The organism is Sunxiuqinia indica (assembly GCF_009847015.1).
Classification (GTDB): domain Bacteria; phylum Bacteroidota; class Bacteroidia; order Bacteroidales; family Prolixibacteraceae; genus Sunxiuqinia; species Sunxiuqinia indica.
Window position 1 is genome coordinate 172917 of sequence record NZ_WVEM01000009.1, and the last position, 17532, is coordinate 190448.

14 protein-coding genes are annotated in these 17532 nt (G+C 40.6%); 3 read left to right on the forward strand and 11 right to left on the reverse strand.

The window, feature by feature from the left end; translation table 11 throughout:
- Nucleotides 1-37 precede the first annotated feature (37 nt).
- The 3 genes from GR929_RS14590 to GR929_RS14600 all read left to right on the forward strand — a co-directional run bounded on the left by GR929_RS14590 (nt 38) and on the right by GR929_RS14600 (nt 4770).
- Complete coding sequence (locus GR929_RS14590; RefSeq protein ID WP_159521031.1) at nt 38-238, forward strand: hypothetical protein; 201 nt, start codon at nt 38-40, stop codon at nt 236-238.
- A 553-nt stretch (nt 239-791) separates the two neighbouring features.
- Nucleotides 792-3581: a TonB-dependent receptor gene (locus GR929_RS14595; RefSeq protein WP_159521033.1), complete on the forward strand. Its 2790-nt coding sequence runs from the start codon at nt 792-794 to the stop codon at nt 3579-3581.
- Nucleotides 3582-3660: 79 nt separating this feature from the next.
- Nucleotides 3661-4770 carry a phytase gene (locus GR929_RS14600; RefSeq protein ID WP_159521035.1) on the forward strand — a complete coding sequence of 370 codons (1110 nt, stop codon included), beginning with the start codon at nt 3661-3663 and terminating at the stop codon, nt 4768-4770.
- Nucleotides 4771-4841: 71 nt separating this feature from the next.
- Here GR929_RS14600 and nhaA read toward each other — a convergent pair whose 3' ends face one another.
- From nhaA to GR929_RS14655, 11 genes are all read right to left on the reverse strand, one after another.
- Nucleotides 4842-6143, reverse strand: coding sequence for a Na+/H+ antiporter NhaA (gene nhaA / locus GR929_RS14605; protein WP_159521037.1), 1302 nt, complete (start codon nt 6141-6143; stop codon nt 4842-4844).
- A gap of 252 nt (nt 6144-6395) precedes the next feature.
- Complete coding sequence (locus tag GR929_RS14610; protein ID WP_235934356.1) at nt 6396-7181, reverse strand: TIGR02757 family protein; 786 nt, start codon at nt 7179-7181, stop codon at nt 6396-6398.
- The gene (locus GR929_RS14615; protein WP_159521039.1) at nt 7162-7815 is read right to left on the reverse strand and encodes an ABC transporter ATP-binding protein; all 654 of its coding nucleotides are present in this window, start codon (nt 7813-7815) and stop codon (nt 7162-7164) included. The genes GR929_RS14610 and GR929_RS14615 overlap by 20 nt, the downstream gene beginning before the upstream one ends.
- 31 nt (nt 7816-7846) lie before the next feature.
- Complete coding sequence (locus tag GR929_RS14620) at nt 7847-8884, reverse strand: calcium/sodium antiporter (protein ID WP_159521041.1); 1038 nt, start codon at nt 8882-8884, stop codon at nt 7847-7849.
- Between the two features lie 17 nt (nt 8885-8901).
- On the reverse strand, nt 8902-9333 hold the full coding sequence (locus GR929_RS14625) for a Sec-independent protein translocase subunit TatA/TatB (RefSeq protein WP_201301025.1): 432 nt from the start codon (nt 9331-9333) through the stop codon (nt 8902-8904).
- A 125-nt stretch (nt 9334-9458) separates the two neighbouring features.
- Complete coding sequence (secDF, locus tag GR929_RS14630) at nt 9459-12455, reverse strand: protein translocase subunit SecDF (protein ID WP_159521043.1); 2997 nt, start codon at nt 12453-12455, stop codon at nt 9459-9461.
- Between the two features lie 119 nt (nt 12456-12574).
- The gene (locus GR929_RS14635; RefSeq protein ID WP_159521045.1) at nt 12575-12949 is read right to left on the reverse strand and encodes a hypothetical protein; all 375 of its coding nucleotides are present in this window, start codon (nt 12947-12949) and stop codon (nt 12575-12577) included.
- A gap of 204 nt (nt 12950-13153) precedes the next feature.
- Nucleotides 13154-13588, reverse strand: a complete 435-nt coding sequence (locus GR929_RS14640) for an aspartyl protease family protein (RefSeq protein ID WP_159521047.1) — start codon at nt 13586-13588, stop codon at nt 13154-13156.
- Between the two features lie 65 nt (nt 13589-13653).
- On the reverse strand, nt 13654-14580 hold the full coding sequence (locus tag GR929_RS14645; RefSeq protein WP_159521049.1) for a malate dehydrogenase: 927 nt from the start codon (nt 14578-14580) through the stop codon (nt 13654-13656).
- Nucleotides 14581-14805: 225 nt separating this feature from the next.
- Nucleotides 14806-16035, reverse strand: a complete 1230-nt coding sequence (locus tag GR929_RS14650; RefSeq protein WP_159521051.1) for an efflux RND transporter periplasmic adaptor subunit — start codon at nt 16033-16035, stop codon at nt 14806-14808.
- Between the two features lie 5 nt (nt 16036-16040).
- Nucleotides 16041-17528, reverse strand: coding sequence for a TolC family protein (locus GR929_RS14655; RefSeq protein ID WP_159521053.1), 1488 nt, complete (start codon nt 17526-17528; stop codon nt 16041-16043).
- Nucleotides 17529-17532 lie beyond the last annotated feature (4 nt).

Genomic DNA, 17532 nt, shown 5'->3' on the forward strand with positions numbered 1-17532 from the left:
GCTAAAAAATAAAGTGAGTACAAAGACTAAAATTGACATGAAGAAGAGAGATTATTACATTTTAGGATTATTGATTTGCATTGTAGTATATGCAGCTTCTCACCGAAAACTCAATCAAAAGGAGAATCGAAGCGAAAAAAAGAGCATCATTGAGTCTCATGTAGAAACAAACTTGCGAGCGATAGAAAACGATTCACTCGGCACAGTCATCGGCCAAACTCTTAAGGCCGAAGCCTGATATTCATTATCACCTGACGATTATACAAAAAGGTGTGGCGAAAAAAACAAGAGTTCGTTTTCACAGAGCCTGATTTTAGATTCATCATCTCAGGGTTTGCAGCAATTCGTAAACGAAAAGGCTATAACTAATCTCTTTCCAAAGCTATTACTCATGCGCCTATGCGTGTCTTTATCTATTCCTTAACGATTCTGCAATCCAAATTTAATCCCATTAACTATTGTGAAATATTTTGTTAAAGTATAATTTACAGCCACTCTCCACACAACAAGCCAAGATACACAACTAAAAATCAATCCACTACCTCCAAAATTTAATGTTCTACTAATACCTTATTCCAGGCTCTTAACATTAAAGAGAACAAGTCGCATCAAACAACACACTCAACCACTATCACTTACCGATTTATTCAAAACATCAACTTATCACTACGTTAATAATCTACTAACCTCGTTCCTATTGGGTCAAGCTACTTTTGGGCAGATTTTTTCTAACAGGCAAGACAAAAGTCGTGCTATGAAAGATTTAATGATCGAAACCAAAATCCATTTATATGAAAATTAGATTTACATTTCAAGTACTCTTAAGTATTTTATTTTTAAGTCAAGCAGCATTTGCAGAACAAGATCCTGACCAGGACTCACAAGGCAATGGAATTATTGCTGGACGAATCCTTGACGAAAACAATCTTCCACTCCCCGGAGCTACCGTATTAATTAAAAGTATTCACGACGGAACAGTATCAGACGTGGACGGTTTTTACAGAATTGTAAAGCTGGAAGCCGGCGAATACGAATTGGCCATTTCATATATCGGTTTCAAAGACGAAACACAAAAAGTTCAGGTTGAAATCGGAGAAACCAGCACAGTAGATATTCATCTTAAAGCCGGGATCGACCTCAATGAAGTGATCATTAACGGGTCGTTGCAAGGTCAATCAAAAGCGTTAAACCAGCAAAAAAACAACATCAATATCGGCAATATCATTTCATCGGATCAAGTAGGACGTTTTCCCGACGCAAATATTGGTGATGCCATTAAACGAATCCCCGGAATTAACGTGCAATACGATCAGGGTGAAGCCCGATTTGGACAAATCCGCGGTACTTCTCCAGAACTCAATTCTATCACGATCAATGGGGACCGGATTCCTTCTGCCGAAGCTGAAAGCCGTTCAATCCAACTCGACCTGGTTCCTGCTGATATGATTCAAACCATTGAAGTAAATAAAGTAGTGACCCCTGATATGGACGCCGATGCGATTGGAGGATCGGTTAATCTGGTCACTAAAAACTCACCTTATAAACGAAGAATTTCCGGAACTCTCGGAACAAACTACAATTTCTTTTTAGATAAACCGACCATTATTGGAGGGTTAATGTACGGAGATCGCTATTTGAACAACAAACTCGGAATGATTCTTTCAGCGTCGTACCAAAACAACCAACTAGGCTCTGATAACATTGAGGCTGAGTGGGAAAAAGATGACGCCAACAAGATATACACCGCCGATTTTCAAATCCGTACCTATCAAGTGCAACGCGAACGCCAAAGCTATTCAGCATCGTTTGATTACGCTATGAATGAAAACCATAAATTGGAGCTAAAAGGCTTATACAACCATCGTAAAGACTGGGAGAACCGCTTCCGCCTGCGCTATAAAGACATTGAGCAAGAAGATGATGGCAGCTGGATTGCCGAAGTACGCCGCCAAACAAAAGGCGGTAGCCACGATGAAAAAGAAGCCCGCTTAGAAGACCAAAAAGCCATGAATTTCTCATTAGGAGGGAAACACTTTTTTGGTGCGATAAAGCTTGACTGGAAAGCCAGTTATGCCAAAGCCAACGAAGACCGTCCACACGAACGCTATATTTCTTACCGAGCAAAGAAAACACCACTAAGCGTCGATTTGAGCAACACTAAAAAGCCTCAGTTTTCGGTTACCGACGCCGACAAAGAATTGCTAAACAGCAATTACGGGTTGAAAGAACTAAACGAGCAATTTCAATACACCGAAGATGTCGACAAAAACTTCAAAATGAATGTTGAAATCCCGATCAGTCGTGGCAAATTCGAAAGCACAATAAAAACTGGTTTCGCATACAAATCGAAGAAGAAAAACCGCGACAATAAATTCAAAGAATACGAGCCAACCGACGAAAACATTTTTGATTCCAATTCGTTGAACAATCTGGTCATAAAAACCAAAAGTGATTTTCTGGCCGGAGACTATATCGCTGGAAACTTTGTAAGCAACGATTATCTGGCCGGGCTAGACCTTGAGAACTCCGGAAAATTTAATGGCGAAACAGTGTTAGAAGAATTAGCAGGAAACTTTGATGCCAAAGAAAATGTGGTTGCCAACTACGTGCGTTTTGATCAGCAATTGGGCAGAGACCTGAAATTGGTTGCCGGACTGCGCATGGAAAATACACAACTGGAATATTCGGGTTACGAATTTCGGGTTGATGCCAATGGCGATGCATCGCTAAACAAAACCGATGTTGACAAAGATTACTACACGAACTTTTTGCCAAGCTTAATTGCTAAATATTCATTTAGTAAAAACAGCAAACTAAAAGCAGCCTGGACCAATACCATCTCCCGTCCGAAATACTACGATCTGGTACCACACGTAGAAATAAACCTGGAAGATATGGAAGCCAACATTGGTAACCCGGCACTGGAAGCAACCGAGTCGATGAACCTGGACATCATGTTTGAACACTATTTCAACACCGTTGGAGTTATTTCGGGAGGCGTATTCTACAAAGATCTGAAAAACGTAACTGTTGATCAGGAACTACGCGACTACAACTTTAAAGGAACTGTTTACGAAAAATTCAAACAACCAGTTAACGCCGGCGATGCCGACCTGTACGGGTTTGAATTTGCCTTTCAGCGTCAGTTCGACTTCCTCCCCGGATTCTGGAAACAGTTTGGGTTTTATACCAACTACACCTACACACATTCAAAAATGAAAAACATTACGTTGAAAGGCCGTGAAAATGATGAACTGCAGCTTGCAGGCACCCCCGAAAACATCGTGAATGCTTCCTTATATTACGAAGGCAAAAAAATCACGGTGCGTGCCTCATTAAATTACGCCGACGCATTTATCGATGAGCCTGGAGAAATAGCATTCTACGACCGTTACTACGATAAAGTAACGTATCTTGACATGAATGCCAGCTATGCGATTAATAAACAATTTCAGTTTTTTGCAGAGTTAAACAACTTGCTAAACACTCCACTTCGTTACTATCAAGGCGAAGAGCAGTACACCATGCAATCTGAATATTATGACACAAAAGTGAATCTGGGATTAAAATTCAATTTCTAATAATAAGATTGCAGTCGCTCCTGATTGAAATATGATCAGGAGTGACTGTCACTAAAGTTTACCTCTCAATTTACAAATAATGAAGAAAAGAGACCTTTACATTTCTTTTATACTACTTTCGTTTGTAACATACGCAGCCTGTAACCGGATTAGCGAAGGATCGAAACGAGCAGCAAAAAAAATAAAGCTGACCACAACTGCAAGCATAGAAACCCAACCGATGGATCAAGGTGTTGAAAAAGACGCAGCCGACGACCCCGCTATTTGGTTTAACTCCAAAAATCCCGAACAAAGCCGAATTATCGGAACCGATAAAAAAGGTGGATTGGCCGTTTACAACTTTCAAGGAAAAAAGCTTTTTTATTATGCCGATGGCAACATGAACAATGTCGATATTCGATACAACTTCGTATTAGGGAAGGACACAATTGACCTGGTGTCAGCAAGCAATCGAACGAACCAAAGCATTTCAATTTACAAGATCAATAACGATGGGTCTTTGAACGATGTGAGCACTCGCACAATAGTCTCAGCAATGACTGACGAAGTTTACGGCTTTTGCATGTACAAAAGTCCCGTATCGGGGAAATTTTATGCCTTTGTAAATAGCAAAAGTGGCGAAGTTGAACAATGGGAATTACTCGAAAACAATGGTCTGATTGATGCCAAGCTGGTTCGTCAATTTCAACTTGACACACAAGTAGAAGGCATGGTTGCCGATGATGAAAACCAACATCTTTTTATTGGGGAAGAAGAAAACGGAATTTGGAAGATTAATGCTGAGCCCAATGAAGAAACCCAAATTGTGCAACTTGCGAAAAGCACTGAAACAGACAACGAAAATATCAGTTACGACATAGAAGGGCTAGCCATTTATTACCTGCCTGATGGCAAAGGCTATTTGCTGGCTTCCAGCCAGGGAAACTATTCGTATGCCGTTTATAACCGACAAGCACCACACGAGTATCTAGGCAGCTTCCGAATTACCGATGGCACTGTTGATGGAGCAGAAGAAACCGACGGAATCGAAATTTACAGTCAGCCAGTTAACGATCAATTTCAACATGGATTGGTTGTGGTTCAAGATGGATACAATTATGATGGGGAGACCAAAAAACCACAAAATTTTAAGCTCATTAAATGGGAGAATATCGCCAAGCTATTTTCTCCTGCATTAGCTATAAATTAGACTGCTTCACTTTTTTATCAAACTTTATTATAAAACGAGGGGACGTTTATATTTCCCTCGTTTTGCTTTTATTAGTTATTTTGCTTTTTACTTACAAAGTACAAAACTGTATAGCCCAGGATTCCCGCGATCAACGAGCCAGCCAAAATTCCAACTTTAGCAGAATCAGAATAACCTGAACCGGCAAATGCCAAATTCGAGATAAAGATTGACATGGTAAAACCGACTCCGGCCAGCAAGGCTACACCAATAATATTTTTGTAGTTCACACCTGTGGGGAATGCTGCAATTTTTAATTTAACAGCTCCCAGAGAAAACAGACTCACACCGATTCCCTTACCAACAATCAAGCCAACTGAGATATTAAAAACTAATGATAAATCTAAACTCATATCGGCACCTAAGGCAATACCAGCATTAGCAAGTGCGAAAACAGGCATCACCAGATAAGCCACCCAATTGTGCAAACGGTGTTCTAGGTGTTGCAAAGGTGATTGCACCAAACCAGTCCACTCTTCCAAATCATCAAGTTGTTCAATTTGTCGATGAGAAAGGATAGGTTCCTTTTTGCCGGGAGAAAGCTTAATGTCTTCCAAAATACCACTTACTTTTCGGGTATAAGTACTGACCCCAATCCGTTGACGGATAGGAATCGTGAGTGCCATCAATACTCCGGCGATTGTTGGATGAATACCAGCTTTCAAAAATAAAAACCAAACAACCAGTCCGGCAATTGCAAATATGTACTTCGAGTAAATTCGCCAATAAGAGAGTGTAAACAAAAACGCCAATATCCCCATGGCATACGCCAATAACATCCACTTAATTCCGCCACTGTAAAAAAGGGCAATAACCAAAACTGCTCCCAAGTCATCAACAATCGCAAATGCGGTTAAAAAAACCTTCAGACTAAGAGGAACACGCTTCCCGAGTACGTTTAGGATCGCCAACGAAAATGCAATATCCGTAGCCATCGGAATACCCCATCCATCCAGCGTTTCCGGATTATTATTTAAAAGAACAAAGAGCCCAACCGGAATAAGCATTCCTCCAATTGCAGCAAAAAACGGGAAGGCTGCTTTTTTCATGGAATTTAGTTCACCGATAACTAGTTCGCGCTTGATTTCCAATCCGATGAGAAAGAAGAAGATTGTCATCAAACCATCGTTCACCCAAAGTATTAGCGGTTTATTCAACGAGATGTGCTCCGTTTGAAATCCGAGTTTGTAATCCCAAAGGTTCTGATACAAATAATCCAACGGCGAATTAGCCCAAATTAAAGCAAGTATGGTTGCCCCAAAAAGAAGAATTCCACTAAAACTTTCAATTTTAACAAACTTCTGAAATGGTGTAACTAACATTTTTTCAATCATTGTCGTATATTTTGTGCTCGATCAATAGCGAATATCCCTTTCGGAGTATCACGAATTTGTTTTGCAAATTTAAACGTTTGCGTTAATAATTACACGTCATACATGAATTCTTTCCCGCTCTGGTTTTTATTTCTATAACTAGATATCAATCAAAACGGCAAAAAGTTCAATACAAACAATAGAAATAACAATCTACTAACACTTGTACAAGTCCGGGAACACGAACCACGCATGGGATACAGAAGAACAAAACTACTGAAATGCTCCCATGCCAAACAGGGCAAAGTCGTATTTTACGGGATCATCAGCATCCAAGCAGCGTAATTTCTCGGTGAGTTCGATGACAGCTTTCCAATCGTCCTGCTTTCGGTTAAGCAAGCCGAGCTGGCGCGCCTGTCGGCCGGTATGAACATCAAGTGGCAGAAGCAGATCACTCATCGGTATGTCGGTCCATAACCCAAAATCTACACCACGATCATCCTTTCTGACCATCCATCGCAAGTACATATTCAGGCGTTTTGCTGAAGCTCCTTTGTCGATATTCGAAACATGCTTCTGCGAGCGGTTTTCGTGCTCCACTTCAAAAAATATTTGTCGAAAATACCGCAGAGCTGAAGCAATGGAATGATCGAGCTGATAACCGTGTGTAAAGACAGCCTCCAACCCTCCGTGATGCAGATAGATATTTTTCAATGACCGAAGAAAAAACAGGCAATCGACACCATTAAATGTGCGATGCTTAAAAGCAACGAAATGAACCCACTCCGTCTCATCTGTACTTAATAAAAAATCGAGCGGTTTATCATCCATCATTTTCATCAGCCGAAAGGCATTTTTAATAATGGTTGGTCGCTGCCCCCATGCAATAGTGGCTGCTAAAAAACCAGCTATCTCAATATTCTCTTTTTGTGCAAACTGCCGGGGAATCTGAATCGGGTCGGTTTCAATAAAAGCGGGTTGGTTGTATTGAGCAGCTTTTCGATCGAGTAATTCTTTTAGTTCCTGAAAATGCATGTTTTTAGCTTTCAATCCACCCATCGCGCATTCGAACTATTTGATCAGACTGGCGAGCGAAATTTTCATCGTGCGTTACAATCACCAGGGTTTGATTAAACTCATCGCGCAATTTAAAAAACAGGTCATGCAAGTCCTCTCGGTTTTTCGTGTCGAGATTGCCTGATGGTTCGTCGGCAAAAATAACAGCCGGATCATTAATTAATGCTCGTGCAACAGCAACTCGCTGACGTTCGCCACCCGACAATTCGGCTGGTTTATGAGTCATTCGTTCTTCCAGACCCAAAAACTGAAGTAAATCTGAGGCTTTCTTTTCGGCTTCCTTTTTCGATTTCTTGCCAATAAATGCCGGGATACAAACATTTTCCAGCGCCGTAAATTCAGGCAACAAATAATGGAACTGAAACACAAACCCAATCTCCCGGTTGCGGAAAGCGGCTAATCGCTTTTCGCCCAGTTTAAAAACGAATTGATCGTGAATTTCCAAGTGCCCTGAATCAGGTTTACTCAGCGTTCCCATAATCTGAAGCAAAGTAGTCTTTCCCGCACCGCTAGGGCCGACAATGCTATATAATTTTCCTTGAGGAATATGCAGATCGATACCTTTCAGTACCTGAAGTTTTCCGAACGATTTTGTAATATTTTGAACTTTAATCAAGCTTCTTAATTTTTAATGAGCCTAAATATAATTAAAGTAAGACGATTTCGCGAGCTACATAAAAGATATATAATCCAAGTAGAATAGCGCCGGTTACCCAATTAATTTTCCAACGATTGAAAATAAGTAATACCGCAAACGCCACGAGCGAAGCAAATAAAATGACAGACGAAGCCAACAAATTCTGCCCTTTGGCCTCAATTGTTCCTCCATAAATCAGCATCGCAATCATGAAGGGCAACCCAAGTCCAACCAGAATATCGAAGATATTGGAGCCGATAGCATTGCTAATAGCCATATCGCCACGGCCCTGTCTCGCCACAATTAAGGATGAAATCATATCAGGCACCGAAGTTCCAATAGCCAATACCGTCAATGCAATAATAGCCTCAGGTATATTTAAGATGACAGAGATCTGTATTGCAGTTTCAACCAGCACCCAGCTCAATCCTGCTATTAACAGAATGGATACAAAAAAAACAAGGTAGTACCTTTCCGCTTTGGGAAAAACCAGCCACAACGCTTTATCTACGATATTGGCCTTCGTATTTTCGTTACAATCGGCAGGCTTTTCTTCCGGTGTAAATTCCATATCTTCATAAGGGAATATTTTTCGCCATTTAACCACCGCCCACACATAAACAACATAAAGCCCCAGAAAGGCAACGGCATTCCACATACTAAAATCGCCATCAAAAACACCCCAAAGCAATAAACCTACTGCGACAAAATAAAACAAGATATCGCGCAACACAGGCTGCCATGTCAGTTTCGTTTTTTTCACCAAAGCAACCATTCCTCCAATGGCCAGCAAATTAAATAACGCACTTCCAACGATACTACCAATGCCAATAGCTTCATGATCGCCGGGCTTTAATACCGAGAACAATGCCACAAAAAGCTCAGGGGCGCTTGACCCCACTGCCATTAATGTTGCACCAGCGGCATCCGATGATAATTTCAGATCATTGGAAATACGATCAAGTGAAGCAACAAAAAACTTGTCGACAATGCGTGCCAGCAAAATGAAACACAGCAACATTGCCAAACTGTACAATATAATTGGCATAGCCTTTATTTAAAGGGTTATTCCTTAAAATCGGTTGATTTATCCGCTGAAGGTTTATTGGTCTTTGATTTTGGATCCGGTGAAAGCTCGCTCACTTCCTGTGAAATTTCGGATGTTTTTTCCTCGACCTCGTTTGAAACCTGTTCCACTTCTTTGGATAGCTTGTTGGTTTCTGATTTCACTTTTGACGAGACCTGATCGATATCTTGACTTATTTTTCGGGTTTCATTTCTCACCGTCGACTTTATTTCATTAATATCTCGCTTAAAATCGCCGGTATTATCTTCAAACTCGCGCTTTATTTCGTTGGTCGCCTTTTTAAATTCGCGCATCCCCTTACCCATGGTTCTTGCAATATCAGGAATAGCCTTTGACCCGAAAAACAGCAATGCTAAAAGCATTACCAACACAATTTCGCCACCACTTATGAATAGTATGTTCAGGTTCATTTTAAAAAAAAATTTCAACAAATATACAAACAACTTTAGTACATCTGTAATCAAATAACTGTTCAATATAAAAAAAAAGCCCCGACCAATCAGGTCGGGGCTTCCAGCAAGTATTTAGTTTTATGCTATTTTCTTTTAGCAACCACTTTGGCAACTCTCTTTTGAGTATCGAACGCGACGGGTGTCGCGATAAACAAGGAAGAGTAAGTACCAACAACCACACCTACCAACAAGGCAAATGTAAATCCTTGAATTGAAGTTCCTCCAAACAGGAAGATAGCCAACAATACGACGAATGTACTCAACGAGGTACTGAATGTACGACGTAAGGTTGAGTTCAACGCGCTATCCACATTTTCATCACGATCGCGTTTCGGGTGTAATCCCAGATACTCACGAATACGGTCGAATACAACCACGGTATCGTTAATTGAGTATCCTAATACGGTCAAAATCGCCGCAATAAAAGCCTGATCAATCTCTAATGAAAATGGCAGGAATCCATAAAACAAAGAGAAAATTCCCAATACAATTATGGAGTCATGCGCCAAGGCTGCTATCGCTCCCAATCCATACTGCCAGTTTCGGAAACGAATTAAAATATAAAGGAAAATGATGATGAGTGAAAACACGACTGCAATCAATGCATCCTTTTTGATATCATCGGAGATGGTTGGCCCAACTTTTTGTGAACTCATCCGATGATCTTTAATAAAGGTATCCATGTCTTCGCCTGCAATATAACCGGCATCAGCCAATCCTTTAACCATCAATTGTTCAACTTCATTGTCAACATCTTCAGTCAACTCATCAATTTTATACTCTGTAGTAATTTTCACTTGGTTGCTTCCTCCAAAAGTCTTTACTTCAGGAGCTTCACCATAAACGGCAGCCAATGCTTCACCTACTTTTTCAACTTTCACATCGTCATCAAACCGAACCACGTAAGTACGTCCTCCTTTGAAGTCGATTCCGTAGTTAAAACCACGAACAGCGAAAGACATAATTGAGAGAACAATTAAAGTTCCCGAAATTACATATGCAATCTTACGCTTCTCCAGGAATTTGATATGCGTATTTCTCAACCAGTTATCAGTCATTTTTGATGAAAATGTAATCTTCGCATCTTTACCCAATTGACGTTCAAAAATCAAACGGGTTAGGAAAATAGCTGAGAACAAGGAAGTGAAAATACCAATGATCAAAGTAGTCGCGAAACCTTTAATAGGACCTGACCCAAACATATAAAGAACGATACCGGTCAACAAGGTCGTTACCTGACCATCGATAATCGCTGAATAAGCATTCCTGTAACCATCGGTGATGGCTAGTTTCAATCCTTTCCCGGCTTTACGTTCTTCCTGTATCCGCTCATAAATCAGCACGTTCGCATCAACCGACATACCAATTGTCAGCACAATACCAGCAATACCCGGCAGTGTTAATACTGCACCAATCGAAGCAAGCACTCCGATAACAAAGAACAAGTTGGCTAACAAAGCCATGTTGGCTGTTAAACCGGCATTCTTGCTATAAAAGAACAACATATAAGCCAATACCAAAATGAAAGCGATTACAAACGACCACATACCGCTGCTAATGGCTTCCTGACCTAAAGAAGGTCCGACAATCTCTTCTTGCAGAATTCGAGCCGGAGCAGGCATTTTCCCTGACTTAAGGATGTTTGCTAAATCCTTTGCTTCCTCAACAGTCTCCAATCCTGAAATACTAGAACGTCCTCCGGTAATTTCACCATTTACGGTAGGAAATGAACGGACATAACCGTCGAGTACAATAGCGATTGATTTTCCAATATTTTCTTTTGTCAAACGAGCCCAGGCCTTAGCTCCTTCAGAGTTCATTGTCATAGAAACCTCGGGACGGCTACCAAACTGTTCGTAATCTTGACGAGCATCAACAATAACATCACCATCCAATGGAGCTTGTCCATCGCGACTGGTAACTTTAATGGCAATCAACCGGAAATAGTTTCCACCTTCATCTATGGCTTTTGAGGTCCATTTAAATTGAACGCTACGTGGAAGAATTGATTTTACCTGAGGCATGTTCAGGTAGGTATTTACTTTAGAAGTATCCTTGGCATGAGCAGTACCGACAACAGGTCCGGGGAACAATTGTCCATCGGCAGTTGTACTAGGATTAAGCACCGCAAATAGGGGGTAATTTTTTCTGAAATCAGCCATGTTATCCATAGCGGCCGTACTATCAGCTTCTTCAGTTTGAAGTTCTCCCAACAACGAGTCATCGTCTCCGTCAGCCGTTGCTGTAGCAGAATCTTCAGCAACTTCCACTGAATCTCCTTCAGCTTTTGAAGATTCCAGATCCAATACATCTTTCAGTTGTACATTCACTTGCTGTAAGTATGGAAAAACCTCGCTATTCTCCCAAGTTTCCCAAAATTCGAGTTTAGCAGTTCCTTGTAACAACTTACGCACACGCTCCGGATTATCAACTCCGGGAAGTTCGACCAAAATGCGGCCTGCTGTTTGTAACTTCTGTACATTAGGCTGTGCAACACCAAAGCGGTCGATACGCGTACGAATAATATTGAATGAATTTTCAATTGCAGCATTCGTTTCCTGACGAATTACGTCCAATACTTCGGCATTGGTTGAATTGTACTTCACTTTATCTTTCAACTCAAGCGTGTTGAAGATCGCCGCTAAACGAGCATTTGGGTCCGTTTCGTCGAAAGCGCGACCAAATAATGTTACGAAATCTTCCTGACTATCTCGCTGCAACTGTTGAGCACGCCTAATAGCCGCGTTAAATGTTGTATCGGTGCTGTAGTTTGATAGAGACTTGATTAAGTCAACAACAGAAACCTCAAGCGTTACGTTCATTCCACCTTTAAGGTCAAGCCCCAGGTTCATCTCCAGCGCTTTTACATCCTTATAGGTATAACTTTTTAACCCTAATAGGTTGTAAACCTCTTCACCTGAAATTGAATCCAGATAATTACGTTCTTTTACCGGGTCGCCCTGTGCGAACTCCTCAGCATTACGTTCTACCTGCCGAGCTTTAAAAGTAAAAGTGAGCTGGTAAACACAAACCAAAGCCAATAAAATGGCAAAAGTTCTGATTAATCCTTTGTTTTGCATTTGTCTAAAATTTAGATTGTATGTGTCTATTTAATCTTTAAAATGAATTCGGAAACGGAGCCGGGAAACGGCCAACTGAAATTAGAATAGTTAATCGAAAGAGACTCGACTAACGGAACCTAGGCTATATAAGGGTTATCGTCGGAGCTGGAATGATGACAAATCATGAATTTCCGAAAATGAACCATCAGGTTTTGCGGCGAGCGTTCTTTCAACGATTCGGCCTTTAAAACATGAAAAGTCTTGTGATTGTGAAAAGCAGCCAAAAACTTATCCTTACTGATGGTGAATAATATTTTTGAAACTAAGCGGTTACTTCCCGAACGAATTTTATAGCTACTGACCGAGTTGTAAACGAACATGTGAGACATGTTCACATGATGCTCAGACGCATCTTGCTGTTGATCGACATGCTGTTCAGGGAGCTGATCATGACAACGATCAAAAATATACGCACCACCAATTACTACAATAAAGAGCAATAGGCGAATCATAAATTTTCGTGATATGTCAAATTTAGCTTTCACAATTTTCTTCAACAGGTCGCAAATATATTCATTTTTATGAAATGATTGTGAATAATCTGGTACAAATTTCAACTGGAACGCAACTAAGCTACATCATCATATCATACTCACTAACAGCATAATGCAAGTCAATCTAAAGGTATTAGAGAAGGTGTTTTAAAACAATCGTGGTTATTTTCGGGGTCTTGAAAATGAGATTGTCTCATATTTATAGTCGATCACACACTGATACTTTTTCAAAAGATCACTTCCCAGCAATCCACAAATGCGGACATCGCGATATTTTTGATAGATTTCATTGACATGATCCAAATTAATCAAAGCCACTTTCTGATCTTTTACTTTCAGTTTACCAAAAGCCATGTACCGTAATTCGCCTACCGATGTTTCAACCATGCCTTCACTAATTCCGGCACTCTGGTATTCCTCATTATTGGCAGGTTCAACCTGAGTACAGTATTGCGATAGATTTTTATCAAACACTGTTTTCGAGGCCCCCGTATCAATGATCCAGTAGGCCTTTTCTCCATCTTCAAATTTCCCTTGCACCAACAAGTGATAATTATGATACTCTAACTCAACTAACTCAATGGATATTTTTGCCATAAATTAAAAAAAATGCCTCTACAAAGTGCAGAGGCATTAAATATAGTGTAATTAAATTCGATTTTCTAAGCTTCGAGCAAAGCATTTACTTTGCTAACTCCTTCGGCACTGGAAGCCAGTTTTTCTTTTTCAGCATCGGTAAGTGAAATCTCAACGATTTTTTCAATTCCGTTTTTTCCTAAAATACAAGGTACTCCTAAAGAAATATCGTTTAATCCAAATTCACCTTCCAATAAAGCTGAACATGGGAACAATTTCTTCGAATCAAGAGCAATTGCTTTAACCAACTCTGAAACTGCAGCACCTGGCGCATACCATGCACTCGTTCCTAATAATTTAGTCAATGTAGCACCACCAACTTTCGTCGCCTCAACAACTTCGCTCATTTGCTCTTCAGAAAGGAATTCAGAAACAGGAACACTGTTACGTACCGCTTTCTCGATTAATGGAACCATTCCTGTGTCAGAGTGACCACCAATTACCATGCCTTCAACATCAGACTGAGGACAAGCCAGTGCTTCTGCCAATCGGTATTTGAAACGAGCGCTATCCAATGCTCCACCCATTCCGATAATCCGGTTTTTAGGTAGCCCTGTTGCTTTATGCGCCAAGTATGCCATCGTATCCATTGGGTTACTAACAACAATCAGAATAACATCTGGAGAATGTTTGATTAAATTCTCAGCAACTGTTTTAACAATTCCTGCATTAATGCCAATCAATTCTTCTCTTGTCATTCCTGGTTTACGAGGAATACCACTGGTAATAACAGCGACATCGCTACCTGCTGTTTTTGAGTAATCGCCTGTTGTTCCTGTGATAGCAGAATCAAATCCATTTAATGACGCGGTCTGCATCAAGTCCATTGCTTTACCTTCGGCAAAACCTTCTTTGATGTCAACCAAGACAATCTCATCAGCGAAATCTTTAATTGCGATATATTCAGCACAACTGGCACCTACTGCACCTGCACCTACAACGGTAACTTTCATAATAGTAGTTTTTTAATTTTTGATAATTTATTAAACGGCAGACAAAGATAAAAGGTATTTCTAAAATCCCTAGAAAAACGGCTGCGCATTAACAATTTAATAACCATTCAATGAAGCATTTCTGTATATATAAGTTGGGACAGAGTAACGGCCAAACTGAAGGCTCAAAAACGTATGAATACTACAATAAAATCCGGCATCACATTGATTAGTTTACTCTTTATATTAGATCTTTTCCGGAGCAGATAGCAAAATTCGATCCCCTTCGTTCAAACCATTAAGAATGGCAACCATCCCATCATTTTCGGCTCCCACTTCTACGGGTTGTCGGGTTACCGTACCGCCCTGCTTCAGGTAAACAACCGACTGCACACTGTCCGGGAACACAGCTTTGCTTGGAATTATTGTCTGATTTTCATAATGATCAAACACAATATGATTCATACAGGTCATTCCCGGCTTTAAATCGTCATCGTTATTCTTAAACCGGACAATCACTTTAAACACCTTCATATCAACCCCTTGGTGATCTTCACCAATTGAAGCGATATAGACGACTTCCCCGTAATATGATTTTTCAGAGAGCGCATCAATTGTTATTGAAACACTATCCCCTTTCTGAATCTTAGAAATATCAATCTCCTTTACATAGGTTTCTGAAATAACTGACGACATATCCGGCAATGTGGCAATCAGAGGACGCCAAGTGCTGATTTCATCATCTTTTGAGTACTTGGAGCCATCCCAGTTGGTACCCAGCATCACAATTCCATCTTGTGGCGTTGTAATTCTGGTTGAACGCAATGCTTCTTGATAACGGGCAATAAAATCATCCAGTTCCTTTACTCTTCGTTCCAACCGAAGAACCCGCATTTTCAATCGGTTTTGTTCTAAAAGGTAATCTCTCCTCTTTTTCTCTAGCGCAATTTCAGCCTTCTGATAGGCCATCTGGGTTTTACGTTGATAGGCTCCTGACTCATATTTCGACTGCTCCAGATCAATTTTGTTATATTCCAGATCGAGCAAAGCATTTGTTATCTCCTGACGCTTTTGCGTTAAGGTAACCGTGCTGTCAATCCGAACATTTTTAAGATCGGCATCCGCTCTTTCTTTGTCCTGTATCCTATCCCGCATCCGATTCGAGAGTTCAGTTTGATCGAGTTGAGCAATGTAATCACCCTTTTTAACGATCTTCCCCTCCTCAACCATATCCACAATTTTTATCTGCCAAATCCGCAGCTCACGATCTCGAATGACCAGAGGAATATTGATTTCAGTCGCTTTCTCACCTTTCACCTCGCCAACAGTTTCAATTACGGCATCCAAGCTCCCTCGCTTCACGACAAACGTTTTCCCTTGTGTAACCAGATCCCCATCGAACACCCAAAAGACGATGATGGCGAGTAAAAGGACAGCAGGAACTCCCCAGACTATTATTTTTCTATTCTTTTTCATGCCTTTTAATTTTTAAGAATCTCGTCATATTCTTCGGTCAATGGTTCATCTTTCGCAAAATCATAAAGCGTTAGCCTCCGAATAGAATAATAATAATTCCAATAAGCATTGAGCGCTAGAACATAGTCCTTCCGGGCCTGCTCCAAATCATTGCGAGCCTGATTCAGATTAATGACATCCACTTTTCCGATCAAAAACCGCTGGAAGGTCACCTCAAATCCTTTTTGTGCTACCGTATCGGCCAAAGCTGCATTTCGGACCTGATCTCCCTGTAAATTGAACTCCATGACGGTTTGTACAATATCCTGTTCAAAATCAATTCGAGCCTGCCTCACTGTTGCTTTTACAACCTCCCGACTATATTCAGCCATTTGATACCGTCCTTTCCGTCGTCCCCAATCAACAATGGGAATATTTACCCCCAGCCTAAAACGCTGACTTCGATCAGGATTATCATATACATTCTCAAGCTCTTTCGCGGACTGATCCAATCCATATAGTGCATAAATACTCGTATTTAAGCCGATTTCTGATTTGGCTTCGGCTACCTGTCTATCTTCTTGAAGCAACTGCTGTTGTTGATTCAAAATTTCAGGATTATTATCCAAGGCCTGTGCAATTGCTTCGCCTGCCTTTACTTCCAGTTTTGGTATTTCGCTAGGTACAATGCAAGAAACCTTCGTGTTTTTATCCAGTCCTAAAAATGAATTAAGCTCAGCCTGTGCACGCAACAATCCCAACTTTGTCGTATTCAGAGCCTGCTCTGCTCTTAGTTGACTCAATTGCAAATTCAGCAACTCGTCCTGGGTAACAGTTCCCACCTGAAAGCGCCCCTGACCAATTTTATAAAGTGTATCGGCACTCGCCTTATTATTTTCTGCAATCGACAAATTAATTTCCGCTGATACTAAGTTAAAAAATCGCCGAGTGGCTTTTATCGAAAGATCTTCCCTCGACTCGATAAATACTTTTTTAGCTTTCTCATACTTCAACGGCTCAATTTTTGCTTCCCAACGCAAGCGATTGTATCCGTTCAATTCCTGCTGATAACCAATACTAATTGGCGTTGACTGGTACGAATTATTCTTATCACCATTCAGGTTTTTCACCATACCCAATTCTGAGCGCAAAAACAATCGTCCACCGGTTAAAGCCACATTCTGATTCAACGACAAACCAAAATCCGCATTCAGGTATTCGCGTTGTACATATTCCTCTTCGTTGGTCTGAAAATTATATTCCCGGTTACGATACCGATTAAAATCAAGAGGAGTTGCATCTAAGCTCAAACTTGGCAACCTGTCGGCTTTGAAATATCGAAATTCCCAATAACTGGCGCGAAACATGTTTTCATTACGAAAAGCATCCAGCGATTGAGAAGAAGCCAGTTCAATAACATCTTCAAGCGACAATTTCAACTGCTTGTCTTGTCCTTTTGTTGACAGACCAATTAGAACAGTAACTAATATTGAAAGTAAATATTTTGATTTCATGATT

Excerpts from the sequence above, each read along its gene's own strand:
- GR929_RS14590 (WP_159521031.1), top strand. The coding sequence starts at position 38 with ATGAAGAAGAGAGATTATTACATTTTAGGATTATTGATTTGCATTGTA.
- GR929_RS14595 (WP_159521033.1), top strand. The coding sequence starts at position 792 with ATGAAAATTAGATTTACATTTCAAGTACTCTTAAGTATTTTATTTTTA.
- GR929_RS14600 (WP_159521035.1), top strand. The coding sequence starts at position 3,661 with ATGAAGAAAAGAGACCTTTACATTTCTTTTATACTACTTTCGTTTGTA.
- nhaA (WP_159521037.1), bottom strand. The coding sequence starts at position 6,143 with ATGATTGAAAAAATGTTAGTTACACCATTTCAGAAGTTTGTTAAAATT.
- GR929_RS14610 (WP_235934356.1), bottom strand. The coding sequence starts at position 7,181 with ATGGGTGGATTGAAAGCTAAAAACATGCATTTTCAGGAACTAAAAGAA.
- GR929_RS14620 (WP_159521041.1), bottom strand. The coding sequence starts at position 8,884 with ATGCCAATTATATTGTACAGTTTGGCAATGTTGCTGTGTTTCATTTTG.
- GR929_RS14625 (WP_201301025.1), bottom strand. The coding sequence starts at position 9,333 with ATGAACCTGAACATACTATTCATAAGTGGTGGCGAAATTGTGTTGGTA.
- secDF (WP_159521043.1), bottom strand. The coding sequence starts at position 12,455 with ATGCAAAACAAAGGATTAATCAGAACTTTTGCCATTTTATTGGCTTTG.
- GR929_RS14635 (WP_159521045.1), bottom strand. The coding sequence starts at position 12,949 with ATGATTCGCCTATTGCTCTTTATTGTAGTAATTGGTGGTGCGTATATT.
- GR929_RS14640 (WP_159521047.1), bottom strand. The coding sequence starts at position 13,588 with ATGGCAAAAATATCCATTGAGTTAGTTGAGTTAGAGTATCATAATTAT.
- GR929_RS14645 (WP_159521049.1), bottom strand. The coding sequence starts at position 14,580 with ATGAAAGTTACCGTTGTAGGTGCAGGTGCAGTAGGTGCCAGTTGTGCT.
- GR929_RS14650 (WP_159521051.1), bottom strand. The coding sequence starts at position 16,035 with ATGAAAAAGAATAGAAAAATAATAGTCTGGGGAGTTCCTGCTGTCCTT.
- GR929_RS14655 (WP_159521053.1), bottom strand. The coding sequence starts at position 17,528 with ATGAAATCAAAATATTTACTTTCAATATTAGTTACTGTTCTAATTGGT.